Source organism: Pseudomonas sp. UBA4617, from assembly GCF_002386445.1.
Classification (GTDB): domain Bacteria; phylum Pseudomonadota; class Gammaproteobacteria; order Pseudomonadales; family Pseudomonadaceae; genus Aquipseudomonas.
Map to the genome: position 1 here is coordinate 1 of NZ_DGIR01000034.1, position 22,736 is coordinate 22,736.

Annotated in this window: 24 protein-coding genes and 2 pseudogenes; 18 read left to right on the forward strand and 8 right to left on the reverse strand. The window is 57.3% G+C overall.

What is annotated here, in order from left to right; genetic code table 11:
* From B4L76_RS24370 to B4L76_RS14310, 5 genes are all read left to right on the forward strand, one after another.
* Nucleotides 1–73 (forward strand): hypothetical protein (locus tag B4L76_RS24370; protein WP_414707199.1); only part of this gene is annotated, 73 nt, incomplete at its 5' end.
* 135 nt (nt 74–208) lie between these two features.
* Nucleotides 209–361: a hypothetical protein gene (locus B4L76_RS14295; protein ID WP_296233366.1), complete on the forward strand. Its 153-nt coding sequence runs from the start codon at nt 209–211 to the stop codon at nt 359–361.
* A gap of 15 nt (nt 362–376) precedes the next feature.
* Nucleotides 377–1,798, forward strand: coding sequence for a sensor domain-containing diguanylate cyclase (locus B4L76_RS14300; protein WP_296233367.1), 1,422 nt, complete (start codon nt 377–379; stop codon nt 1,796–1,798).
* A gap of 115 nt (nt 1,799–1,913) precedes the next feature.
* The gene (locus tag B4L76_RS14305; protein ID WP_296233368.1) at nt 1,914–2,540 is read left to right on the forward strand and encodes a dTMP kinase; all 627 of its coding nucleotides are present in this window, start codon (nt 1,914–1,916) and stop codon (nt 2,538–2,540) included.
* 120 nt (nt 2,541–2,660) lie between these two features.
* A complete protein-coding gene (locus B4L76_RS14310) occupies nt 2,661–4,037 on the forward strand; it encodes an LLM class flavin-dependent oxidoreductase (protein ID WP_296233369.1) in 1,377 nt (458 codons plus the stop codon).
* Between the two features lie 43 nt (nt 4,038–4,080).
* On the opposite strand, the gene B4L76_RS14315 is transcribed toward B4L76_RS14310, so the two are convergent.
* Both B4L76_RS14315 and B4L76_RS14320 read right to left on the reverse strand, forming a co-directional pair.
* On the reverse strand, nt 4,081–4,845 hold the full coding sequence (locus tag B4L76_RS14315; RefSeq protein WP_296233370.1) for an SDR family oxidoreductase: 765 nt from the start codon (nt 4,843–4,845) through the stop codon (nt 4,081–4,083).
* Between the two features lie 20 nt (nt 4,846–4,865).
* A complete protein-coding gene (locus B4L76_RS14320) occupies nt 4,866–5,663 on the reverse strand; it encodes an SDR family NAD(P)-dependent oxidoreductase (protein ID WP_296233371.1) in 798 nt (265 codons plus the stop codon).
* 108 nt (nt 5,664–5,771) lie between these two features.
* Here B4L76_RS14320 and B4L76_RS14325 point away from each other — a divergent pair, with 108 nt between their 5' ends.
* Together B4L76_RS14325 and B4L76_RS14330 are read left to right on the forward strand one after the other, a co-directional pair.
* The gene (locus B4L76_RS14325) at nt 5,772–6,722 is read left to right on the forward strand and encodes a GlxA family transcriptional regulator (protein WP_296233372.1); all 951 of its coding nucleotides are present in this window, start codon (nt 5,772–5,774) and stop codon (nt 6,720–6,722) included.
* Between the two features lie 47 nt (nt 6,723–6,769).
* Nucleotides 6,770–7,231, forward strand: coding sequence for a MaoC family dehydratase (locus B4L76_RS14330; protein ID WP_296233373.1), 462 nt, complete (start codon nt 6,770–6,772; stop codon nt 7,229–7,231).
* 236 nt (nt 7,232–7,467) lie between these two features.
* Here B4L76_RS14330 and B4L76_RS14335 read toward each other — a convergent pair whose 3' ends face one another.
* Nucleotides 7,468–7,785, reverse strand: coding sequence for a hypothetical protein (locus tag B4L76_RS14335; RefSeq protein ID WP_296233374.1), 318 nt, complete (start codon nt 7,783–7,785; stop codon nt 7,468–7,470).
* A gap of 458 nt (nt 7,786–8,243) precedes the next feature.
* On the opposite strand from B4L76_RS14335, the gene B4L76_RS14340 reads away from it, so the two are divergent.
* The gene (locus B4L76_RS14340; protein ID WP_414707200.1) at nt 8,244–9,158 is read left to right on the forward strand and encodes a LysR family transcriptional regulator; all 915 of its coding nucleotides are present in this window, start codon (nt 8,244–8,246) and stop codon (nt 9,156–9,158) included.
* A 35-nt stretch (nt 9,159–9,193) separates the two neighbouring features.
* Here B4L76_RS14340 and B4L76_RS14345 read toward each other — a convergent pair whose 3' ends face one another.
* Together B4L76_RS14345 and B4L76_RS14350 are read right to left on the reverse strand one after the other, a co-directional pair.
* The gene (locus B4L76_RS14345; protein WP_296233589.1) at nt 9,194–10,291 is read right to left on the reverse strand and encodes an L-dopachrome tautomerase-related protein; all 1,098 of its coding nucleotides are present in this window, start codon (nt 10,289–10,291) and stop codon (nt 9,194–9,196) included.
* Nucleotides 10,292–10,371: 80 nt separating this feature from the next.
* Nucleotides 10,372–11,379 (reverse strand): zinc-binding alcohol dehydrogenase family protein, encoded by a 1,008-nt coding sequence (locus tag B4L76_RS14350; protein ID WP_296233375.1) that lies wholly within the window; start codon nt 11,377–11,379, stop codon nt 10,372–10,374.
* 181 nt (nt 11,380–11,560) lie between these two features.
* On the opposite strand from B4L76_RS14350, the gene arfB reads away from it, so the two are divergent.
* Both arfB and yfcF read left to right on the forward strand, forming a co-directional pair.
* A complete protein-coding gene (gene arfB, locus B4L76_RS14355; RefSeq protein ID WP_296233376.1) occupies nt 11,561–11,974 on the forward strand; it encodes an alternative ribosome rescue aminoacyl-tRNA hydrolase ArfB in 414 nt (137 codons plus the stop codon).
* A gap of 107 nt (nt 11,975–12,081) precedes the next feature.
* Entirely contained in the window at nt 12,082–12,714 is a 633-nt protein-coding gene (gene yfcF, locus B4L76_RS14360) for a glutathione transferase (protein ID WP_296233590.1), read from the forward strand.
* Between the two features lie 168 nt (nt 12,715–12,882).
* Here yfcF and B4L76_RS14365 read toward each other — a convergent pair.
* A pseudogene (locus tag B4L76_RS14365) lies at nt 12,883–13,008 on the reverse strand (helix-turn-helix domain-containing protein); the annotation flags it as partial.
* A 165-nt stretch (nt 13,009–13,173) separates the two neighbouring features.
* On the opposite strand from B4L76_RS14365, the gene B4L76_RS14370 reads away from it, so the two are divergent.
* Both B4L76_RS14370 and B4L76_RS14375 read left to right on the forward strand, forming a co-directional pair.
* Nucleotides 13,174–14,016, forward strand: a complete 843-nt coding sequence (locus tag B4L76_RS14370; protein ID WP_296233377.1) for an ROK family protein — start codon at nt 13,174–13,176, stop codon at nt 14,014–14,016.
* Between the two features lie 89 nt (nt 14,017–14,105).
* Nucleotides 14,106–15,253 (forward strand): annotated as a pseudogene (locus tag B4L76_RS14375) (IS3 family transposase).
* Here B4L76_RS14375 and B4L76_RS24375 read toward each other — a convergent pair.
* Nucleotides 15,192–15,350, reverse strand: a complete 159-nt coding sequence (locus tag B4L76_RS24375; RefSeq protein ID WP_414707193.1) for an FMN-binding negative transcriptional regulator — start codon at nt 15,348–15,350, stop codon at nt 15,192–15,194. The pseudogene B4L76_RS14375 and the gene B4L76_RS24375 overlap by 62 nt on opposite strands.
* 101 nt (nt 15,351–15,451) lie before the next feature.
* Nucleotides 15,452–15,934: a DinB family protein gene (locus B4L76_RS14380; RefSeq protein ID WP_296233378.1), complete on the reverse strand. Its 483-nt coding sequence runs from the start codon at nt 15,932–15,934 to the stop codon at nt 15,452–15,454.
* Nucleotides 15,935–16,225: 291 nt separating this feature from the next.
* On the opposite strand from B4L76_RS14380, the gene B4L76_RS14385 reads away from it, so the two are divergent.
* The 6 genes from B4L76_RS14385 (at nt 16,226) to B4L76_RS14410 (ending at nt 22,660) form a co-directional block, all read left to right on the forward strand.
* On the forward strand, nt 16,226–16,663 hold the full coding sequence (locus B4L76_RS14385) for an Lrp/AsnC family transcriptional regulator (protein ID WP_296233379.1): 438 nt from the start codon (nt 16,226–16,228) through the stop codon (nt 16,661–16,663).
* A gap of 128 nt (nt 16,664–16,791) precedes the next feature.
* Nucleotides 16,792–17,841, forward strand: a complete 1,050-nt coding sequence (locus B4L76_RS14390; RefSeq protein WP_296233591.1) for a homoserine dehydrogenase — start codon at nt 16,792–16,794, stop codon at nt 17,839–17,841.
* A gap of 2 nt (nt 17,842–17,843) precedes the next feature.
* Nucleotides 17,844–19,259: an aldehyde dehydrogenase family protein gene (locus B4L76_RS14395; protein WP_262109739.1), complete on the forward strand. Its 1,416-nt coding sequence runs from the start codon at nt 17,844–17,846 to the stop codon at nt 19,257–19,259.
* Between the two features lie 87 nt (nt 19,260–19,346).
* On the forward strand, nt 19,347–19,724 hold the full coding sequence (locus tag B4L76_RS14400) for a RidA family protein (RefSeq protein ID WP_296233383.1): 378 nt from the start codon (nt 19,347–19,349) through the stop codon (nt 19,722–19,724).
* Nucleotides 19,725–19,884: 160 nt separating this feature from the next.
* Nucleotides 19,885–21,438, forward strand: coding sequence for an amino acid permease (locus tag B4L76_RS14405; protein ID WP_296233385.1), 1,554 nt, complete (start codon nt 19,885–19,887; stop codon nt 21,436–21,438).
* A 16-nt stretch (nt 21,439–21,454) separates the two neighbouring features.
* Nucleotides 21,455–22,660 (forward strand): trans-sulfuration enzyme family protein, encoded by a 1,206-nt coding sequence (locus tag B4L76_RS14410; RefSeq protein WP_296233386.1) that lies wholly within the window; start codon nt 21,455–21,457, stop codon nt 22,658–22,660.
* The last annotated feature ends 76 nt before the right edge of the window (nt 22,661–22,736 follow it).

Sequence of the window (22,736 nt, forward strand, 5' to 3'; positions counted from 1 at the left end):
CTGCCCGGTCGACTACAGCGAGAACGACCGCATCCTCAACAGCGAGCTGCGTGAGCGCGCGCTGGCGGTGTAACGCCTGACAGGCCTGCGCCAATGCAGGCCCTCGTGCAGGGCGGCCAGGGGCCACTGCTGCACGAGGTTGCGTTTCAACCCTTGCGCCGGTACCGGAGTCTTCTACGCTCTGAAGGGGGCAGGGGGAGCCGGTTGCATGGAGCTAAAGAGCGCGCAGTTGATTGGCATCCGCGGTCTGATGCTGGTGCTGTTGTCAGCCAGTGTCCTGGTCACCCTGGCCACGTGCCTGGTTGTGGCCCATGGGGTGTTGCGGGACGCGCTGATCCATTCGGCGCTGGAGTCGCATTAGGCCTACGCCTACAAAGTGGCGTCGGGCATCGATCAGTTCATCCATTCGGTGCATGAGCGCCTGCAATACAGCAGCCAGCTGATCGGCTCGGGTTTTACTGATCGTGACCTGGTGCAAGCCGAAGTGAAACGCCTGCAGGTGCAGGATTCCGAGCTGCAAATCGTGATCACGGCCGATGCTTCGGGGAACATCCTTGACGGTTACCCGCATCTGGACTTCGACAAAGCCGTTAAACTCGCCAAAGCCGTCAGGCGAGCGGCAAGCGCGGGGCGCCCGTTGGTCAGCCAGGCGTTCATTTCCCCTGCGGGCCATTTCAGTGTGCTCATCTCCAACCCGGTACGCGACGGCGCAGGCAATGTGCTCGGCTTGATTGGCGGGGTGGTCAACCTGCGTGAGGGCGGGGTCATGAGTCACCTGCTGGGTGGGCATCAACTGGCTGATGCATTTGCGTTCGTCGTGGATGAAAACCTGCAGATCCTGTACCACCCGGATGCAACCAGGCTAGGGGCGGTACTGAGCACCAGCGCCACCGCTCATGCCGCCTTGCGCGGCGGGGAAGAGGGAGAGCTGGAGGCGACCGATTACCGGGGTATCCCGATGTTGGCCGGGTATGCCGAGGTCAAGGGCGCGCACTGGGCAGTGGTCACCCAGCAACCGCGAGACAACGCGTTGCATCCGTTGCGTAACCTGATGCATGACATGTTGTTCAAGTTGCTTCCGGTTAGCCTGCTCGGGCTGGCACTGATGCTGGTGGTATCCACCTGGGTCACTCGTCCGCTGCGTCAGTTGGCCAACAGTGCGCAACATGTTCCTGAACTCGCCGCCAGCCGGGAATTGCATACGATGAACGCCTGGTATGCCGAGGCCGCGGCGATTCGCAGCGCACTGGTGTCGGGGATCCAGTCGCTGGACCAGAAGATCAGCAGCCTGAACCATGCTGCAGAAAGTGACCCGCTGACCGGCCTGGTCAACCGCCGGGGCATGAACGCTGCACTGACTATCCTCGACGCGCAGGCGCAGCCGTACTGCGCGCTGGCGCTGGATATCGACCACTTCAAGCGGGTGAACGATACCTGGGGGCACGATGTGGGAGATGTCGCCCTGCAGCATATCGCGGGCATTATCCAGTCCTGTTCCCGCGCAGGTGACCTGGCTTGCCGCGCCGGGGGAGAAGAGTTCTGCCTGCTGTTGCCGGATACTGGCCTGCAAATGGCCACCGAGATTGCCGAACGCATCCGCACGACGATCGCGACCAGCCCGCTGGACAAGGTCGGGGCCATGACGATTTCCATCGGGGTTGCCTGTCGCAACTCCGCAGAGCAAACCTCCAGCGCCATCCTCAAATGCGCCGACGAGCGCTTGTACAAAGCCAAGGAAACAGGGCGCAACCGCGTGGTCAGTGCGGATTGGCCGCTTGTCGATGAACAGCCCGCCTGAGCGTCTGGCAGGGCTGGCGCAGTGCTTGGGGCAGATGTTCTCCTGTCGGGTACTCCTTGCAGCCATGCCACGATCAATGCTCTCATCCTGCGCCCGGCCCGACTGGTACTGAACGATGACCCGCCCGCTGTTTGTTTCCATCGATGGGCCCAAGGGCACTGGCAAGACCACGCTGCTTGAGGCGGTTACCCAGGCTTTGAGGGTGGCCCGGCACAAAGTCATCCGGCTGAGCGAAAAGAACAGCGACCCCTGGCGGGGAGCAACCATGGCCCTGGTCAACCAGCTGGCCAGGCAGCCCTGCCGGGAGCTTGAGTTGAGCGTGTGCGAGCGCCTTGCCGAAAGCCGTGCCTGGATTTCCCGGCAGATCCTGCCAGCGCAACCACCGGGCAGCATCATTCTGATCGATCGCTGGTACCCCTCGGATGCCGCATTCCGCCGCACAGTGCCGTTCGCCGAGATCCTGCGGCTGAACATTGCGCGCAAGGTGCAAGTGCCGGATCTGCACGTCGGGGTGGTCACGGCCCCGGTTATCTCATGGGCAAGGGCGGCGGCACGAACGCGCGGGCTGGGCAGTACGGTAATGCACAGCCTGGACGAGCAGGTGGCCTGTACCGAGGCGTTCGAGCGTGCGGTCGCGGAACACGGCTGGGTGCTGTGCCGTAATGAAGGGCCGATCGAGGACGCAACACGGCAGATCGTGGCGGAGATCGACAGCCTGCTGCGGTCGTCTCGCCGGCATTGACCGTCATTGCGGTTGCGGGCTATAGCCCGGCGGCACATGTATATTCCATATCGGTAGTTCAAATCGTTTTTATATTACTATTTACTATTTAAAAACTTTTTGCCTACCGAGTAACCGCCGATGTCCGACCCGAAACCCCTATTGTTTGCGCTTTACGAACAGGCCAGTGTCGGCTGCGGTGGCGCACCGAGTCTCTGGACTCACCCGGCTGACGAACGCCTGGCGGCCAACACCTTCGAGTTCTGGGCCAACCAGGCCCGGATCGCCGACCAGGCCAACCTCGACATGTTGTTCTTCGCCGACGTACTGGGTTTCTACGACTTGTTCGGCGGTAATGCAGATGCGGCGGTGAAATGGGCCGTCGAGGCGCCTGCCAACGACCCGTTGATGATCATCCCGGGGCTGGCTGCGATTACCCGGAACCTGGCGTTCGGTGCCACCGTTACCACCAGCTACGAGCATCCGTTCACCCACGCCCGGCGGTTCAGCACGCTGGACCACATGACCAATGGCAGGATCGGCTGGAACATCGTCACGTCGTATCTGTCCAGCGCGGCGCGCAATTTCGGCCTGGAACAGATGATCAGGCATGGCGACCGCTACGAGCGTGCCGAGGAATTCATGGACGTGGTCTACAAACTGTGGGAAGGCAGCTGGGCGGATGATGCGGTGGTTGCCGACAAGGCACGCCAGGTATATGCCCAGGGGCACCGGGTCAAGCCTGTCGACCACGTCGGTGAACGTTTCCGGGTGGCCGGGCCGCACCTCTGTGCGCCGTCGCCACAGCGCACGCCATTGCTGATTCAGGCAGGCTGGTCGGGCCGGGGGCGCGAATTCGCCGCCAAACATGCCGAGCTGATCTTCATCGCCAAGTCCGACCCCCACGAAATCCGCCAGGGCCTGGAAGAGATCTGGGCCATGGCCGAGGCGCGCGGCCGCGACCGCGGCGATGTGCAGTCATTGACGGTACTGCGCATTGTCACCGGCAAAACCGAGATCGAGGCGCAGCGCAAGTACGATCAGTTGCAAAGCAACTATCACCTGGAGGCCCAACTGGTCAGCTATGCCGGTGACACCGGCTTCGACCTGAGCCGCTATGCCGACAGTGATGCCCTGTCGAACCACACCGAAGGCCTGACCTCCTACATGATGCGCCCGGATGGCAGCGGCAAGCCGTTGACTGCGGGGGACGTCAGGAAGCGCTTTGCCAATGTCACGCGGGGCACCGACCTGATTCTGGTGGGCACGCCGCAGCAGGTGGCCGACCGCATCGAGGAACATGCGCGCATTTCGGCTACCAGTGGCTACATGCTCAACCCGTTGACCAGCCCCGGGACGCTGGAGGATTTTGTCGAGTTGGTCGTACCGGAGCTGCAGAAGCGTGGGCTGTACCGGAGCCAACCACAGATCGGGACCTTCCGCTCCCGATTGAGAGCGGATGGTGCCAGCCGATTGCCGCCTAATGCCTATGGCGCGTCATTCCGTTCGGCCTGGTGACGGCCTGGCGATGAAATGGGTGGGGGCGGCCCACGGGGCCCGCTCAGGCAACGGGAATCGGGTTCTCGACCAGCGCCAGGTTGAACTGGTTGATCAGCGCGTGCTCGTTGATCCCCTGGTTGGCGCGCAGCGCGACGACCCGGTCCACCAGCACCTCGGTTGTCGCGGTCTCGAGCTTGATCAAGGTTTCATCGATGAAAGCATCGAGCGGCATGGCACGTTCATCACCGCTTTTGTGAACCAGGTCGGTATCGACCCACGGTGGGGCGATTTCCAGCACTTTCACGCTGGTGTCACGCAGGCTGAAACGCTGCGACAGGGAATAGGAATGCAGGGCCGCCTTGGTCGCCGAATACAGGGCGGTGGCCGCCAGCGGCAAGTAGGCCAGCACCGAGCTGTTGTTGATGATGTAGGCGTCAGGCTGGCGTTTCAGGTGTTCGACGAAAGCGGTGCTGACACGTACCGGGCCGAGCAGGTTGGTCTGTAGCAGGCTCACCGCCTGAGCGTCGTCATGGTCGCCCGATGCCGGGTTGTCGAAGGGCATGATGCCCGCGTTGTTGATGATCACGTTCAGCGCAGGGTGGCGCCGGATGACCTCCTGGGCGACCTCCCTGATCTGCTGCGGGTCGTTGATATCGAGCTGCACGGTATCGATACCGGGGTTGGCCTGGGCGATCTCGTCCAGCAGTGCCTGGCGGCGGCCCGCCACGATCACCTGATTGCCACGCTGGTGGAAAGCCTCGGCGAGGGCGCGACCAATGCCCGAGGTACCGCCGGTGATGAAAATGGTGTTGGCGCTGAGTTTCATGGGTGCGTTTCCTGTGCAGGTCAATTGGCGTCGTAGCGTGGGGCAAGGCGGTTATTGGACAGCTGGCTGAACAGGGCCTGGCGGCCAGCTTCGTAGCGCTCGAACGCCTTGAAGTCATGCAGCGAGGGAATCGAGATCAGCACGCCGGCGTCGAAGTCCTGCAGGGCGCCGTCCACCAGGTCCGCGGCCGACATCACGATGGCGGGGTCCAGGTTCTCGACTGGCAAGCCGCCAATCTGCCAGAAGTCGGTGGCGGTAGCGCCGGGCAGTACCGCCTGGACCTTGATGCCCTGGTCGGCAAGCTCGCTGTGCAGGGAATGGCTGAAAGCGGTGACATAGGCCTTGCTGCCGCCATACACGCCATTGAGCCGCTCCGGGGCGAGGCTCACCACCGACGAGATGTTGATCACTGCGCCTTGTCGGCGCGCGACAAAGCCCGGTACGGCGGCGTAGGTCAGGCGGGTGAGGGCGGTGACGTTGAGGGTGATCATTTCGGCCATGCGCTCGACATCACTTTCCAGCAGGCTGGTATGGGTGCCGATGCCGGCATTATTCACCAGCAGGCTGATACTGGCGTCTTCGCGCAGCTTGCGCTCCACCTTGGCCAGGTCGTCGACATTGGCCAGGTCTGCCGGAAACACTTCCACATTCTGTCGGGTTTCGGTGGTAAGGCGGCTGGCCAGGTCGTTCAGGCGCTCGCGGTTGCGCGCCACCAGTACCAGGTCGTAGCCGCGGCGGGCCAGGCGTTCTGCGTAGATCGAGCCGATTCCGGTGGAAGCGCCGGTAATGAGCGCGGTGCCTTTGAATTGCTGCGTCATGGTCATGCTCCAGTGGTGAGTTGCGGTGGAGCCATGATGACAAGGGTCATACTTGTCTCAAACGACGTATATGGTACGCTTTCGAGACATCACAGCAGGAGTTCGGCGATGCACCGGGTGGGCTATCTGATCACCGAAGGCTTCCAGATCATGTCCCTGGCGACCCAGGCCGTGTTCGAGTTTGCCAATATCGTCACCGGCGAGGCGGTATACAGGATTCAGAACTTTTCCATCCACGGCGGCACCGTGCGCTCTTCCCTGGGCATGCATGTCGATACGCTGCCCTTGGGTACTCCAGGCTTGGCCGACACCTGGATGGTCGCGGGTACACTGACACCTTTGACGACGCCTGATGAGGCCGTGCTGGCCAGTGTGCGCGGCTTTGTCGAAGGTGCCCGGCGCACTGCCGGCCTGTGCACCGGCACGTTCGTCCTGGCCCATGCGGGGGTGCTGAATGGGCGACGAGCGACAACGCACTGGGCCTATGCCAGAAAGCTGCGCGAGATGTATCCGCAGGTCGAGGTGGAGGAAGACCGCATCTTTATCGTGGATGGTTCTGTATGGACCTCGGCCGGCATGACTTCAGCCCTGGACATGGCGCTGGGCATGGTGGAAAAAGACCTGGGCGCCGAAGTGGCCAGGTCGGTGGCACACAAGCTGGTCATGCACCAGCGCCGTTCAGGCGGGCAATCCCAGCATTCCGAGCTGCTCGCGTTGTCGCCCCGCTCGGACCGTATCCAGGCCGCGCTGGATTATGCCCGCAGGCATTTGAGCCGTTCGTTGAGCGTCGAGGAGCTTGCCGGGGTGGTGCATCTGAGCCCGCGTCAGTTTACCCGCGTGTTCACCGCCGAAACCGGGCAATCACCGGCCAAGGCCGTGGAAAGCCTGCGCCTGGAGGCTGCGCGGTTGATGATCGAGCAGAGCCGGCATAGCCTCGAGGTGGTCGCCAGGGAGACCGGCTTCAGGGACCGGCGGCACATGCGCGAGGTGTTCATCCGCGGCTTCGGCGTACCGCCGCAAGCAGTGCGGCGGGATGCCAGGCGGGTCGTTTCTGCATGAACAACAGGGCGCCAGAGGCCCTTCAACATCGAAACAGGAGAGCGCTCATGGCAGCTGGCGGGCAGAACAAGCTGTATTTCGAGGACCTTGCGGTGGGTGCGTCCTTCGCCAGCGACGCCTATGAAATGACCACCGAGCGCATTTTGCAGTTCGCCGCCGAGTTCGATCCGCAGCCCTTTCATACCGATGCCGAAGCGGCGCAGGCAAGTTTTTTCAACGGCCTTGCGGCAAGCGGATGGCATACGGCGGCAGTGACGATGCGCTTGCTGGTTGAAAGCGTACCGCTGGCTGGCGGGCTGATCGGCGCTGGCAGCGAGATCAGCTGGCCAAGGGCCGTGCGTCCGGGCGACAGATTACGCGTCACGACGACAGTGAAGGAACTGATTACTTCCAAGTCCCGACCCGAGCGCGGCATGGCGCTGCTGGAAAGCGAAACCTGCAATCAGGACGGCGCCGTGTGTCAGCGCAGCGTGGCCCGGGTGCTGGTGTTTCGCCGCGAGCCAGGCTAGGGCGCAGCCGGAGTCGGGGCGATCGATGATCGACCTGTTTGACAACCGCCAGGCCCTCAAGGTCGGTGCCCGCAAGTCCATGAACACCACATGAGCGTGGTGGCGTCGACGCTTCGGTTTGCCATGGGGTTTGTGAATTGTTGAATGCCCGGTTGTCTGACGGTCGTCCAGGCAGGCAGCCTCGCCCGTCAACCAAGGCATCAGGGCCGGACTCGCCCTGATGCCCTGCGCATCGATTAGCGGTCTTTATTCCATTGCTGATCGTCCGTCTGCTTCTGCTGCTGGCCGCCCATGCGGTCTTTATCCGTCAGGTTTTGTTTATCCGTCGCCTGGCCGGCCTGGCCACCTTGGCTCCCAGTGTCGCGAGAGCGCTCCCGGTCCTTGTTCATCCTGTCTTCAGGCTTTTGACCGGCCTGACCGCCACCTTTCTGCTGTTGATCTGGCATGCCACCGCCTGGTCCTTGCCCGCCTTGCTGTCCAGTGCCCGCAGTATTGTTACCCATGCCGGTGCCAGTATTGCCTTGGGTACCACCCTTGTCTTGATTGTTAGTCATGACTGCTTACCTCAAGTCACACACAGGAAGGTCTGTGTATGAATATGACCTTCGGGAAATTGGCCGTTATGCATGAAATCCCCGGGCAACTGACAAAACGCGTTAATTTCGTGGGGACGATATTCTGGGGTGACAGGTGAGCAGGTGGTCTGCTGTCTGTTGTCTGTTGCCGGCCAATGCCAGCGCAATTTGGGCATGTGCGGTGGAGGCACTGAAACATTCGCCAGGCCATCCTGACGCCTACTGGTTCGGCTTTTGGTGAGTGGACCATGGCGGCCGCCAGGAGGCCTCATCAGTGGCCGCGACCTTTCGGCCGCGAATCTCGATCGTGTCCAATTTCGGCGCCTGAGCAAGTTTCCGGCTCGGCATTCCTGCAAGTGAAGGCTGGGCGTGAGTCTGCAATGTCGTTACCCTTGGGGCCCTCACGCCCAGGTCAAGCATTGTCCACTGTGAAGAAAATAGTTCGGGTTGATGACCTTCAGGTCTTCGTCACCACAGCCTCCGCAGGCAGTTTTTCGGCAGCGGCCAGGTTGCTGGATATCTCGCCGGCATTGGCCAGTGGGGCTGTCCAGCGTCTGGAGGGTAGCCTGGGCGCCAGGCTGTTCGTGCGCACCACGCGGCGTTTGCGCCTATCGGTCGATGGCGAGCGATACCTGGCCCATGCTCGCAAGGCCCTGGAGGCGCTGGGTAATGGTGAGGTTGCCCTGAGCGAGGGGCGCGATGAAATCGCTGGTGTGCTGCGCCTGTCTATGCCTTCGGATATCGGCAGGAATGTGCTGCTGCCCTGGCTTGACGAGTTCCAGCAATTGCATCCTGGATTGCTGCTGCAACTGCGGGTCAGCGATCAGGTGGCTGACCTTGTCGGCGAGCAACTGGATGCGAGTATCAGGTACGGCCAGCTGGCTGATTCCAGCCTTGTCTCGCTGATGCTTGCTGCGAAAAATCGCCGAACGGTTTGCGCTTCACCCGACTATGTCGCTCAACATGGCGCACCAGTCAACCTGGATGATCTGGCCGGGCACAACTGCCTGCGCTATGTGATGGGCGAACAGACCTACGAGCGATGGAGTTTCAATACGCCCGACGGAATCAGGACCATACCGGTGACCGGTGATCGCGTCAGCGACGACGCCGATATCGTGAGGCGCTGGGGCGTTGCAGGATTTGGCATCGTCTACAAGTCCAGGCTGGACGTTCTGGCGGACCTGCGCGCAGGGCGCCTGATCGAGCTGTTCCCTGATGATTACGGTCAACCCGCGCCCTTGCAGCTGGTGTGCGCTCACCGAACATCGCTCACGCCGGCTGTCCAGGCGCTGAGAGCGTTCCTGACGGAGCGTTTCGAGCAAGTCCTGGCCAGTGGCGCAGGAGGATGACGGGGCTGGTGACCCCGTCACGCCATGCCGCGGTGTCAATACGTCCGGGCGGGCCCGGCGTCGATCTTCACACGCATCAGGCCATAGGGCTTCACGCGTTTGTCTTGCCCATCGTTGAAGCCTGCCGACCGATGCAATTGGTTGGCGGTGAAGTAAAGGTATCCATCCGGGCCGATGGACAAGGTATCCGGCCAGAGCACGCGGGAATCCTCGACCAGGGTCTGCCAGCTGCCATCGGCGCGGCGTTTGCGAATAGCGTTATGTTCGTAATCGCCTGCATAGACAGCGCCATTGGCATCGGCCTCGAGTCCGTCCGAAGCACCTTTCTCGCCCAGGTCGACCACCGCTTGTTCCAGCTCGGTTTCGCTTATTGATGGGTTGCGCAGCAGCTGCGTGGGCACTGAGTAAAGACGTCGACTCGACAACGGGCAGAAATACAAGGTCTGCCCGTCGCTGGACAGTGCGATACCGTCCGAAGCCACGGTCAACAGACCAGCCTCGCCTCTGGCATTGCGCGTGACCAGCGCCGGTTTGCCTTCCACGACGGGAACGAATGCAGGGTCTGCCGAAGTGGAAAGGGCGCCGCTCAGGCGGCGCACAGCATTGCCGCTGGCAAGGTCGACGACAATGATCCCGCCCGGGCCACTGACTGAAGAGTCCGTGACATATGCCGTACCTTCATCGCCCACCCGAAAGTCGAAGCGGACATCGTTCACATAGGTACTCGGCAGGATGACCGAATCGGGGAAAACCACCGTCTTCACGGGTTTGTTGGTGCCCAGGTCGATGGCGACCAGTTTCGCGCCACCCGGTATGGGTTGGGCGAACTTCGGCGCGGCCGTGTCGAGCACCCAGAGACGACCTCTGCCGTCGGCAACCACGCTTTGCACACTGATGAAATTTTGCGCCGGATGCGCAAGATCAGGCGCATTGGTCTGCAGGTCAGGGTAGGGCAGCAAACGCCCTTGAGCGACTTCTGCCACCGTGTACGGCACGTCATCACCCCATCTTGGGAAGTTCACGAATATCCGCCCCGTTTCGCTCACCGTCACGCCGGTCGGCATCGCTCCATTGAATGCGTGGACGCGCTCCAGGCGTGCCCCAGTGCCGCTAGCGCTGTCGGCGACCGCCATACCATTGACGGCGACTGCCAGCGCCAGGCCAGCCATCTTGAACCATGCGTTCATTGTCCAGTCCTTGCGTGGATGAATGATCAGAAGCCTTCCAGGACAATCTTGCCTTTCGTCTTGCCGCTTTCGATCAACGCGTGGGCCCGTTTGAGGTTGCTGGCACTGATGCTGCCGAAGTGCTCGCCGACGGTAGTCCGGATAACCCCGTCATCGATCAGTGACGACACTTTTTCCAACAATTGATGCTGCTTGATCATGTCTTCGGTCTGGTACAGCGAGCGGGTGAACATGAGCTCCCAATGCACCGAAAGCGACTTGCGCTTGAACGGCACTACATCCAGCTGCGCTGGGTCGTCGATCAGGGCGAGCTTGCCCTGCGGGCGCAATACTTCGACGATCTGCTCCAGGTAGCTGTCGGTGTGGGTCAGGCTTATCACATAGTCCACCGGGTCGAGCCCGAGTTGCTGCAGTTGCGGAGCAATGGCTGCCGAATGATCGATCACGTGATGCGCGCCGAGCTCAGTGACCCAGGTCTGGGTTTCAGGGCGCGAAGCGCTGCCGATCACCTGGAGTCGAGTAAGCTTGCGGGCGAGCTGCAGCAGGATCGAGCCGACACCGCCGCTGGCGCCGATGATCAGCAGGCTCTGACCGGCGCCGCCATTTTCCTGTACAGCCAGGCGGTCGAACAGCAGCTCCCAGGCGGTGATGGAGGTCAGCGGCAAGGCGGCGGCGCTGGCGTTGTCCAGCGTACGGGGCTTGTGCCCGACGATGCGCTCGTCGACCAGGTGAAATTCGCTGTAGCTACCGGGGCGGTCGATTGCGCCGGCGTAGAACACTTCGTCGCCAGGCTGGAACAACGACACCTCGGCGCCGACTTCGCGAACGATACCGACTGCATCCCAACCCAACACTTGAGGGCGGTCGCCGCCACGGCTGGCTCTGACCTTGGTGTCGACCGGGTTTACCGCGATGGCCTTGACTTCGACCAGCAGATCCCTGGCCTTAGCTGTGGGCTTGGGCAGTTCGTGCTCGAACAGCGACTGGGGATCTTCAATCGGAAGGCCTGGAGTGTCGTAGACGATGGCTTTCATTTGCAGATGTCCTTGCAGGTGAGAAGTCGTGACAGGCTATTCGTTGAGCGTTTTCCGAAAAACAAGCCTGTAGCCGCAAGACTTTCCGCATTTTGCTGAAAATCCGGTTAAAGAGTCTGTGTTGTTCTATGGGAGAGCGGCAAAGGCGGTGATAATGGGGGCGTTCACAAGGGCCCATGCCATGCTTACCATCTCCAATAACGTGCATCTGCCAGACGCCGAAATCGAACTCACCTACATCCGCGCGCAAGGCGCCGGTGGGCAGAATGTCAACAAGGTGTCCAGCGCTGTGCACCTGCGCTTCGACATCCCGGCCTCATCGTTGCCCGAGTTCTACAAGGAGCGGCTGCTGGCGCTGCGTGACAGTCGCATCACCGTTGACGGCGTGTTGATCATCAAGGCGCAGCAGTACCGCACCCAGGAGCAGAACCGTGTGGACGCATTGGCGCGTCTTGCCGGGTTGATCATCGCTGCCGGCAAGACCGAGAAGAAACGCCGCCCCACCAAGCCGACCCTCGGTTCGAAGGCCCGCCGCCTGGAGGGGAAAGCCAGGCGCAGCACGGTCAAGGCGGGGCGGGGGAAGGTGGAGTTCTAGTGCACCACGGTTGCATTCCCTGCAGGAATGCCCCTATGAAAAACATGAATTTTATTTATAACTTCAGAACCAATACCGTACTTTCTCCTGCATATGGAGATGACGGTATGAACGATTCAAAGCTGTGCTTGTACGTAGACGCTCAATTCACCAGCCCTTACGCCATGTCATGCTTTGTGGCGCTTCGTGAAAAGGGAATTGCATTCAGGATGAATACCCTTGACCTGGCTACGCGGGAGCATCAGGCACGGGACTATTCTCACCTTTCACAGACTCAGCGAGTGCCCACGTTGGTGCATGACGGCTTTGCGTTGTCTGAATCATCGGCAATTACCGAGTACCTGGAAGATCTATTTCCTCAGAACTCAATTTACCCGACAAATCCACTGCAACGTGCCAAGGCGAGGCAAGTTCAAGCCTGGCTACGCAGTGATTTGCTCCCCATCCGCCAGGAGCGCTCCACGCTTGTTGTGTTCTATGGTGCCAAATACGGTGCGTTGTCAGCTGCTGGTCAGTCTTCGACGCAGAAGTTGGTGGAAGTTGCGCAACAGCTGCTGGCCGATAGCTCAGGGCATCTTTTTGACCAATGGTCTATCGCCGATGTGGATCTCGCGTTGATGCTGAACCGGTTGATACTCAATGGCGACAGCCTTCCCGCACAGTTGGAGGATTATGCCCAGCGGCAATGGCAGCGCCCGACCGTGCAGGAATGGGTCAAGCTGGAGCGACCTCTACTGTAGCCGCACTGCATGCGCGGTCGCTGTCCGCTAGGGGGCGAAAGCGGTCAGTATCGCTGGCAACCCGGCGATGTACGCCGAGCCAGTCAGCTCGCGGACGGTCAGGCGGTATCGGACCTTGAGACTGACCAACCAGACGTCATGGATTGAACATGGTGCTGGGGCTTTCATTCAATGGGCCGATCGCAAGCGCCGCCACAAGGTTGTGCGGCTGATGCCGAGGCGGCGGGCGGCTTCGTCGAGGTTGCCGTGGCAGTTTTCCAACGTTTCTTTTACATGGCGTAGTTGCGCAGCCTTATCTCATTGGGCCGGGGAGAGCGGGGGCCTGACAGTATCAATGTCGTCTCGTTCGAGCGTCTTCCAGATTCTCTTAAAGGCCTACACTATTGCGCAAGACTAAATGATGATGAACCACCCAAGCTCGAGGGCTTAAGATGTCCACCCCAAACCAAAGGTATCGCAATGCACACTTCCCCCGAAGGAAACGAGATCATCATTGGTGCCGACTTGGGCGGTACCAAGCTATTGCTATTATGCGGAGCCTTTTCACGACGTTTTGAAACTGGGCTCGGCTATACACCCGAAGACTTTTCCACCCAGCTCAGCGCCTTCATTAAAGATGTGAATCTACGCCCGGCTCGTCTTGGTATCGCGGTACCTGGTCTGGTCGCTTCCGACGGCGAGATCGTTAGCTGCGATGTACTACCCGGCCTGACTGGCTGGCGTCCAGAAACCTCGCTGAAAGCACTTGGGTGCCAGGTAACCGTCATCAATGATGTAGAGGCGGCCCTGTTGGAAGAAATGCACGATGCCAGCGATGATTTTACAGGTGGCGTGATCATGGCTGGCACTGCGATCGGTGCCGCATTCATGGCGCACGGGCGGAGGATACGTGGTGCTAATGGCTGGGCTGGCGAGCTTGGGTACCTACCGCTGCACATTGATGGTTCAGTTAAGCGGCTGGATGAAATAGCCGGTGGCGGCGCTATGGCTACCCTGCTGGGCATCAATGGCGAGGCTCTCGCACGATTGGCAAACGATCATGACCCTATCGCCATGATAACAGTGAGGGCCGGTGGTGATGCGTTGGGTCTTGGGATGGCCAGTATCATAAATTTACTCAACCCCTCGCGCCTGGCAGTGGGTGGTGGGAGTTTGAAATTGAAAGGCTACTGGGAGGCTGCTTTGCTGACAGCCGAGACTCATGCCATTCCATCACTATGGAACGCTTGCATTGTCGAACGAGTGAAGTCGGAAGATTTTGTGGCGGCGCTAGGAGCTATCAGAGCAGCTCAGCGGCAATGAGCTTAATCAGGTGTGGGATTTTGAATTGAATCGCCCCTGGTTTCGTAGACACCTCCAAGCCTCATAATGAGGCCCAAATAGGAGGTGCCATGAGTCGTCAGCGTTACCCCGAAGAATTCAAGATCGAAGCGGTCAAGCAAGTGACCGAAAAAGGCAAACCTGTCGCCGAGGTCGCCCAGCGGCTGGGCAATGTCCGTGCACAGCCTTTACGCCTGGATCAAGGTCTATAGCAAGCCTCAAGAGCAGCGTCAGCTAGACAGTGGTCAGCAGGCCGAACTGCGCAAGCTGCGCGCCGAGCTCAAACGCGTGACGGAAGAGCGAGACATCTTAAAGAAGGCCGCCGCGTACTTTGCCAAGGAGTGCGGCTGAAGTACGCCTTCATCAAGACGCACTCGACGGATTACCCGGTGCGGCGCCTTTGCCAAACCCTCAAGGTGCATCCCAGCGGCTACTACGCCTGGTTGGCCGAGCCTCAATCTGCCCGAGCAAAAGAAGATCACCGTCTGCTTGGCTTGATCAAACATGCTTGGCTCGAAAGCGGAGGTGTGTACGGCTATCGCAAGATTCACGATGACCTGCGTGAGCTGGGAGAGACATGCGGGCGAAATCGAGTCGGTCGTTTGATGCAGGCAGAGGGGGTACGTTCGCAAACGGGCTATTGCCGTCGTCCTGGGTTTTATGGCGGAAAGCCAACAGTGGCATCTCCCAACCACCTTGCGCGGCAGTTCAAGGTCAGCGAGCCGAACAAGGTCTGGGTGACAGATATCACTTACATCCGAACCTATGAAGGATGGCTTTATCTGGCGGTAGTGCTGGATCTCTTCTCACGCCAAGTCATTGGTTGGTCAATGAAGCCAAGGATGTGCAGCGACCTTGCTATCGACGCGATGTTGATGGCCGTTTGGCGACGCAAGCCACAACAGCAAGTGATGATTCACTCAGACCAAGGCAGTCAGTTCAGTAGCTCCGATTGGCATAGCTTCCTTAAGGCCAACAATGTGATTAGCAGCATGAGCCGACGGGGAAACTGCCACGACAATGCCGTAGCCGAGAGCTTTTTCCAGCTTTTGAAGCGGGAGCGAATCCGACGAAAGATCTACGCAAAGCGTGACGAAGCCCGAAGTGATATTTTCGATTACATCGAGATGTTCTATAACCCCGCCGACACAGCAGTGCTATGCAGCTGTCGCCAGTAGAGTATGAGAAACGCTATTTTCTGAGCTTGGAGAGTGTCTAGGAAACCAGGGGCGATTCAATGTGCCAAATGGATTTTCCATTATTAGGGTGTGTAGTACTTCCTTTTGATGTTCGCTGAAATGTTCCGGTAAGTACATGTCTAGTCCCTGTCTGAAGCGTTTAGCTTATGCATGGTCGCCCTATCAATGCTGAAACTATAAAAGATGCCTGCTTTATCAAATGAAAATCTAGATAATCTTCAATGTTTCAAGAACGTCGTGAAGTGATCCTGCCAACCTTCACTTGCTGCAAACGGTATTAGGCCGCTTACCATCCCACGATGCAGCAGCCCATGCGAGAGGACATGGCTCAACATTTCTGACTTCTTCATATCTCCTGGTTTTCCATCCTCAAACACAAAATTCAGCCTTTCTTCAAGCTCTGCCTCCGTCACAGATTTTGTGTAGTAAACAAACCAGTTGTTCGTTTTAGAAAACTTTAACGATAGGTCAGATAAATGTTGCGGTTCGTTTGTAGTGGTTGAGCTGCAGGGCATGGGGTCACCCAGCAACCTCCCCTTAAACAGGTTGTCCACGATGTTGATGTGAGCGAGATGCCATAAAGCGTCTGTCAGATGCGGCGCAGTGAACGTGCTAGGAGACTCTGTGAGGATTTTGAACAGCTCGGCTTCAGACCAAGCTTTGTACTGAAACATCGAGTGAAAAACGTCTTTGGCAGTCATTTTTTCTCCTTCGCCCATGTGGGACTGGGTTGGCTTTGCCTTCCTGGCAAAGGGCGGTTGGTGTGGCGACGGTCAGTATATTGACTTTTTCGGTCGATGGCACGAAGCTGTGAGCGTGTCTGCTGACCAGAGCTGATAGCCGAGATCTTGGCTCCCCCACCTTGGTGGGCCAACGGATGAGCCCTGGCCCTGATGCAGGGTTTGGCTCGGCTGAACTTAAGAGGCTTGGCCAGGGCAGCTGAGTAATAATTTTATGTGTGAGTGATTGCTTTACGCGATCCGGAGGCAGCGATGAAACGCACTTTGGACAAAGTCGATGAAAAAATAATCGAAGAACTTACTAGGAATTCGCGTTTAGCACACAATGATATCGCGATGAAAGTGAATCTTTCTCGAAATGCTGTTCGGCTCAGAATTGAGCGTTTGGAGCGAGATGGGTATATCAAGGGGTACACTATTGTAAAAGGATCTGCTTCTTCAGAACATCCCCCGATCAGGGCTTTGGTATTTGTATACAGACAAGATCGTATGAGGGGGGCTGAGGTGGTTCGCTCTGTGGCAGCTATTCCTGAAGTTGTTGCCTGCAATGTGATGAGTGGTGATCTTGATATTGTTCTGACTGTTGAGGCGTCCTCTCCGGATAGAATAAACAAGGTCTGGACTGATATTTCAAGTTTGCCTGGTGTTGTGAATACGGTTACTTCTTTTGTTTTGTCGAACACGAAATAACTCACAGGCAAATTGGCATGCAAGGCGAGCGTTTTGCCAGCAAAATCAGTCTGTTTGGCATATTCGGTAAAGCACGGTGGCGGCTTACGATTTCCTCCAGTGGTGAACAACAAAATGAGGCCGTTGCTGTGACTGAATATAAAATTGCTTTGCTGGGTTTCGGCGGTGTAAACCGTGCTCTGGCTCAACTGGTTGCTGAAAAGAATGAGCTGTGGGCTGAAGAGCTGGGCTTCACGTTGAAAATCGTTGGCGTCAGCGACATCTTCCTGGGCTCTGTAATTGGCAAGGACGGCCTGGATCCCAAAAAACTGGTAGCTGTGCCTGCAGCCAAAGGCGCCTTTGCAGCCCTGGAAAATGGTAGCGCTGAGCCGGCCAACGAGACGGTCATTCGTTTTTCTGGTGCAGATATTGTTGCTGAGGCCACCTTCACAAATCCGGTTGATGGTGAGCCAGCAACCACATTCTGTCGCTGGGCTCTGGAAAAGGGCATTAGCGTTGTGACTACAAACAAAGGCCCAGTGGCTCTCCACTCGGCTGCGCTGAAGAAGCTGGCTGCGACGAATGGTGCAGCCTTTGAGTTTGAAGGTGCCGTGATGAGCGGTACTCCAGTGATCCGTCTGGCACAGGAAACATTGGCCGGTTCGGAAATCACTGGCTTCAAGGGCATTCTGAACGGCACTTCCAATTTCATTCTCAGCAGCATGCAAGCCGGTCTCGACTTCGGTGACGCATTGTCGGAGGCTCAGGAGCTGGGCTATGCCGAAGCAGATCCAACTGCAGACGTTGAAGGTCATGATGTACGTCTGAAGGTAGTGATCCTGGCAAATGAACTGCTGGGTGCGAAGCTGACTCCGAACGATGTGTGCTGTGAAGGCATCTCGAACATCACTGCCCAAGACATTCAGAAGGCTGCTCAAAATGATTCCCGCTGGAAGCTGATTGGCAGTGCACAGCGCGCCCCGGCTGGTACTGTGACTGCTTCGGTCAGCCCGCAACTTCTCCCGAACACTGATGCATTGGCCGGGGTAAGTGGCGCCACGAATGCTGTCAGCTTCGAAACCAACCTCCTGGGCCCGGTCACTGTTGTAGGTGCTGGTGCTGGCCGTATTGAAACCGCCTACGCACTGCTGTCCGACATCATCAGCATCCACAAGAACAAAATCAAGCAGGCGATCTGAATATGAATAGCTTGAGTATTGCTCTGTCTACAGATTACGAAGAGATCACAGTATTCAACCCGTTTGATGGTTCTGTGGTTGGTGAAGTGGCTAAGGTACCAGCGACCTCTGCTCACCTGGTGATCGATGCTGCCAAGCACGGTGCTGTGACCGCTCGCAGCCTATCTCGCGCCGAGCGTTCTCGTATACTGGAGCACGCAGCTGCACTGGTGGAGAAGGATAAGGATGATTTCGCGAAACTCATTTCAGCGGAGTCTGGTAAAACAATTCGCCAAGCGCGCAAAGAAGTCCTCCGCTGTGTAAACACGCTCAAGCTTTCGGCTGAAGAGGCCAAGCGTAACGCGGGAGAGGTGATTCCATTCGACTCCTATGTTGGCTCCGAATCTCGCCAAGGGTGGTTTACTCGCGAGCCACTGGGCGTGATCCTGGCTATTACTCCTTATAACGACCCATTGAACTTGGTTGCTCATAAGCTGGGCCCGGCCATCGCCGGCGGCAACTCGGTAGTGTTGAAGCCTTCCGAGCTCGCTCCGCTGTCCGCCGTCAAGCTGGTTAGTTACCTGAACAAGGCTGGTTTGCCTACTGAAGTTGTTTCGGTGGCTACCGGTGATGCTGACCTGGGTAAGGCGCTGGTTGCTCACCGTGCAGTGCGAATGATTTCGTTCACTGGTGGCTTCGCTACAGGCGAGCAGATCACTAAGACTGCCGGTTTGAAAAAAATGGCCATGGATCTAGGCGGTAATGCGCCAGTGATCGTAATGGGCGATTGTGACCTTGAGTCTACTGTGGAGTCCTGTGTGTCCGGTGCTTACTGGGCTGCAGGGCAAAACTGTATTGGTACTCAACGAATTCTGATTGATAGCAAAATCTATCAGTCCTTCAAGGAGAAATTCGTAGAGCAGTCGCGCGCGTTGGTAGTGGGTAACCAGGCAAACGAGGCGACTGACGTCGGCCCAATGATCTCTGAGGCAGCGGCCAAACGTGCAGAAGAATCTGTGCAGGAAGCCGTCAGCAAGGGTGCCAAGGTTCTGCTCGGTAACAAGCGGGAGGGTACCCTGTTCTACCCAACTGTCCTGGAAGACGTGAGCTTTGAGTGCAAGGTCTGGCAGGAAGAGGTTTTCAGTCCGATCGTCATCTTGCAGGAGATCGACACACTTGAAGATGCTCTGGCGCTTGCCAACCAGCCAGAGTACAGCCTGCATGCTGGCATCTTCACCAGCAATCTGAACACCGCCATGAAGGCCGCGAAGCTGCTTGAGGCGGGTGGCGTGATGATTAACGACTCGTCTGATTATCGTTTCGATGCGATGCCATTTGGTGGCTTCAAATACGGCAGCATGGGACGTGAAGGTGTGCGTTTCGCCTACGAAGACATGACCCAGCCTAAGGTCATTTGTCTTAACGGCCCTAGCGAATAAGGCCTGAGGTTCTCTAAGGCTCTGATATTCGATAGGTAGGGAAGAGGGGGGCGTCAGCTCCCCTTCATTCAGGATCAGGGGGTGAAAATGAGCGGTCTTATTCAACGATACCCTAGTCAGGCACCTCTGCCTCTTTCCAGGGTTGTTAGGGCGGGTAGTTTTCTGTTCCTTTCAGGTCAAATTCCTGTTAGTCCGACTGGTGAAGTAATTAGAGGTGACATCCGAGTTCAAACCAGAGCCGTATGCCAGCGAATTGGTGAAAGCCTCGCTGCTTGCGGGGCCAGTTTTGAGCAAGTAGTAAAGGCAACTGTTTGGCTTTCGGACTTGAATCATTTTGATGGTTTAAATGAAGTCTATAAGGAGTTTTTTGGCTCCCACCTTCCTGCACGTTCTACGGTAGTCTCGGAGCTGGTTTTGGGTGTTGATGTGGAAATTGAAGTTCAAGTCTTTTTTGGGCAGCCTTAGGAATATTGTTGGCTCTCTCAAGGCTTTTCGCTCCTGTGAATGAGGCGCATTCCAGCCTTGGTTGAGTAGAAAGCTGAAGAAATTTATATGTGAGTATGCTGCTTATGTAAGGCGTGCATTAGCTTCGTCTTGCCGTAATACAATAACAAGGTGTTGGCGTATGAGCTTTAAAGAAGTTATATCTGCTGGCTCGGCTACTGAGAGTACCGGTAGGGCTAAATATGTGGGTGCAGAGGATGTAGGTTACAAAAAGACCTTACGTGCTCGCCAAATACAGATGATTGCCATTGGTGGTGCTGTTGGCAGTGGTTTGTTCCTAGGTGCGGGTGCTCGGCTTTCTGAGGCAGGCCCATCGCTTGTTTTCGCATTTGCTGTGTGCGGTGTGTTCGCATGGTTCATCATTCGCGCTCTCGGTGAGTTGGTTCTCCACAGACCGTCCACCGGGTCATTTGTGTCTTATGCCCGAGAGTTCTATGGTGAAAAACTGGCTTATGCAGCGGGTTGGATGTACTGGACAAACTGGGTAACGGTGGCGATTGCTGAGCTCACTGCGACGGCGCTTTACCTGAATTTCTTCAAAGCGTATGTTCCATTCCTCGGAGACGTCCCACAATGGGCCTCTGCACTGGGTGTGCTAGCGATTATTACTGGTATTAACCTGGTATCTGTAAAAATTTTCGGCGAGCTGGAATTCTGGTTTGCCTTTTTTAAAGTAGTAGCCTTGGTTACATTCCTCTGCGTGGGGGTTTACATGGTTGTTTTTGGTACACCCATTGACGGTCATGTTCCTGGATTCCAGTTGATTTCAGATCATGGGGGGTGGTTCCCTTATGGCGTGATGCCGGCTGTAATTTTGATACAGGGTGTGGTGTTTGCTTACGGTAGTATTGAACTTGTTGGCACAGCAGCAGGGGAGGCCAAAGATGTTGAAAAGGTCATGCCTAAAGCCATTCGTGCAGTTGTCTTCCGTATTGTTGTTTTCTATGTTGGCACTATATTGCTGCTTTCATTGCTTATGCCGAGCTCCTCTTATATCCCAGGAGTGAGCCCACTGGTGACCTTCTTCGGTGCCATAGGGGTGCGCGGTGCTGATGCAATCATGAACATGGTGTTGTTCACTGCGGCCATTTCATCCCTCAATGCTGGGATTTACACCACCGGACGTATTCTTCGCTCGCTTGCTGTAACAGGGTCTGCGCCGCCATTCCTTGTGAAAATGAACAGCAATGGGGTGCCGTTTGCAGGGATTATGTTCACGACAATTGCTTCCTTGGTTGGCGTTGCAATGAACGCATTTCTGCCCGGCCAGGCTTTTGAAATTGCCATGTCGTTGACGGCTATTTTGATGCTTGGTGCCTGGGGGGTGATTATTCTCTGTCAGCTCAAGCTCTTCAAGCTTTCCCAACAAGGCCTTATTGAACGACCTAAATTCAGGATGATGTTCGCGCCTTATAGCGGTTACGCAACGCTGGCATTTTTCGTTCTGGTCTTCATTCTGATTGCTTGCGACTATCCAGTGGGTACGTACTCCGCAGCGTCTATTCCCTTCTATGCAGCGGTTCTTGTGATTGGCTGGTATGTGGTTCGAGGTCGAGTTTACGGGATCGCAAACGGTAAATTGAGGTTTGATGAAAATCAGGAGTTAGTTTCAACCACTGCTGCTGAACCAAACGATGAGTCGGCTGTTAAGTCCACACTAAAAGAAGCTCAATAAGCAAGAGGGTATTAAGATGCGTCCTGATAAAGAAAACCTGGCCACGTTGGGCGTTAGCAGCCAGGCAGTTCATGGTGGCAACGTCATGGATGTCACCACCGGCGCCGTGCGCACCCCGCTGGTCATGGCAAACTCTTATCGTCTTCCTGATGACCCAGAAGACATGGACTGGTCGAGCCCTGATGGCTTGGTTTATACCCGTAACGCAGGCCACAACCAGGTGTGCCTGGAGAAGAAACTCGCAGCTGTCGAGGGCGGTGAGGCTGCAGCTGCGTTTGCGACCGGTGTTGCTGCCCTGCACTCGGTGTTCTTCACATTTCTGAAAAGTGGAGATCACATTGTTGTCGGCGACGTGACCTACGAAGCGGTGTGGCGTCTGTTCGCAGAGCTGCTTCCTGAGCGCTATGGCATTCAAGCGACCTTCGTCAACATGGGTGATTTGGACGCGGTGAATAAGGCGATGAAGCCTAACACTAAGCTGATCCACACCGAGTCCATCGGGAATCCGACCACCAAGGTCGCTGATATCGAAGGCTTGGCAGAAATTGCTAAAGCCCATGGTGCTTTGCTGTCGGTCGACGCAACCTTCACTCCGCCGCCGTTCTTCCACGCCTTGAGCAAAGGGGCTGATCTGGTTGTTCACTCCCTGACCAAGTACATCAATGGTCATGGTGACGCCATGGGGGGTGTTGTGATTGGCAGCAAAGAATTGATCGGCAAGATCAAGCATGATGCTTTGGTTGACCTGGGTGCTGTCATCTCCCCATTCAATGCCTGGCTGATCATGCGTGGTTCAGTAACCTTGCCCCTGCGCATCCGTCAGCATCTCGCGACGGCTGAGAAGGTGGCTGCGTTCCTGGATTCCGATGACCGCATTGCCTACGTTTACTACCCGGGTCTGCCGTCCCATCCTCAGCACGAGCTGGCCCGTCGTCAGTTCGAAGGCAAAGGGTTTGGCGGTGTGATGGCGTTTGCTGTGAAAGGCAGCTCTGACAAGCAGAACCGCTTCGTGGCGAAGCTGAGGGTTATTACTTCAGCCGTTTCCATCGGTCATGATGAATCGCTCATCGTTCATGTAGGCCCTGAAGCCCGTGGTGGCTCCGAGCACTATCCAAAAGAGTTCCTTGAGTATGGTCACCTGCGTCTTTCGATTGGTCTCGAAGATGCTGACGACCTGATCAAGGACATTTCGGCGGCCCTGGACGAGACCTTCAGTAACTGAAATTCATTCGGGAGACCTCATGCAATCTCCCGAATCACAGATCTTCGTAGGTAACCCTCTTTGCCTCCCTACCCGG

Bases quoted from the DNA above. Each gene is read 5' to 3' on its own strand.
- B4L76_RS14385 (WP_296233379.1), top strand. From the start codon at position 16,226: ATGAAACGCACTTTGGACAAAGTCGATGAAAAAATAATCGAAGAACTT.
- B4L76_RS14330 (WP_296233373.1), top strand. From the start codon at position 6,770: ATGGCAGCTGGCGGGCAGAACAAGCTGTATTTCGAGGACCTTGCGGTG.
- B4L76_RS14305 (WP_296233368.1), top strand. From the start codon at position 1,914: ATGACCCGCCCGCTGTTTGTTTCCATCGATGGGCCCAAGGGCACTGGC.
- arfB (WP_296233376.1), top strand. From the start codon at position 11,561: ATGCTTACCATCTCCAATAACGTGCATCTGCCAGACGCCGAAATCGAA.
- B4L76_RS14370 (WP_296233377.1), top strand. From the start codon at position 13,174: ATGCACACTTCCCCCGAAGGAAACGAGATCATCATTGGTGCCGACTTG.
- yfcF (WP_296233590.1), top strand. From the start codon at position 12,082: ATGAACGATTCAAAGCTGTGCTTGTACGTAGACGCTCAATTCACCAGC.
- B4L76_RS14350 (WP_296233375.1), bottom strand. From the start codon at position 11,379: ATGAAAGCCATCGTCTACGACACTCCAGGCCTTCCGATTGAAGATCCC.
- B4L76_RS14380 (WP_296233378.1), bottom strand. From the start codon at position 15,934: ATGACTGCCAAAGACGTTTTTCACTCGATGTTTCAGTACAAAGCTTGG.
- B4L76_RS14405 (WP_296233385.1), top strand. From the start codon at position 19,885: ATGAGCTTTAAAGAAGTTATATCTGCTGGCTCGGCTACTGAGAGTACC.
- B4L76_RS14315 (WP_296233370.1), bottom strand. From the start codon at position 4,845: ATGAAACTCAGCGCCAACACCATTTTCATCACCGGCGGTACCTCGGGC.
- B4L76_RS14325 (WP_296233372.1), top strand. From the start codon at position 5,772: ATGCACCGGGTGGGCTATCTGATCACCGAAGGCTTCCAGATCATGTCC.
- B4L76_RS14345 (WP_296233589.1), bottom strand. From the start codon at position 10,291: ATGGCGGTCGCCGACAGCGCTAGCGGCACTGGGGCACGCCTGGAGCGC.
- B4L76_RS14295 (WP_296233366.1), top strand. From the start codon at position 209: ATGGAGCTAAAGAGCGCGCAGTTGATTGGCATCCGCGGTCTGATGCTG.
- B4L76_RS14410 (WP_296233386.1), top strand. From the start codon at position 21,455: ATGCGTCCTGATAAAGAAAACCTGGCCACGTTGGGCGTTAGCAGCCAG.
- B4L76_RS14320 (WP_296233371.1), bottom strand. From the start codon at position 5,663: ATGACGCAGCAATTCAAAGGCACCGCGCTCATTACCGGCGCTTCCACC.
- B4L76_RS14400 (WP_296233383.1), top strand. From the start codon at position 19,347: ATGAGCGGTCTTATTCAACGATACCCTAGTCAGGCACCTCTGCCTCTT.
- B4L76_RS14395 (WP_262109739.1), top strand. From the start codon at position 17,844: ATGAATAGCTTGAGTATTGCTCTGTCTACAGATTACGAAGAGATCACA.
- B4L76_RS24375 (WP_414707193.1), bottom strand. From the start codon at position 15,350: ATGTACTTACCGGAACATTTCAGCGAACATCAAAAGGAAGTACTACAC.
- B4L76_RS14335 (WP_296233374.1), bottom strand. From the start codon at position 7,785: ATGACTAACAATCAAGACAAGGGTGGTACCCAAGGCAATACTGGCACC.
- B4L76_RS14310 (WP_296233369.1), top strand. From the start codon at position 2,661: ATGTCCGACCCGAAACCCCTATTGTTTGCGCTTTACGAACAGGCCAGT.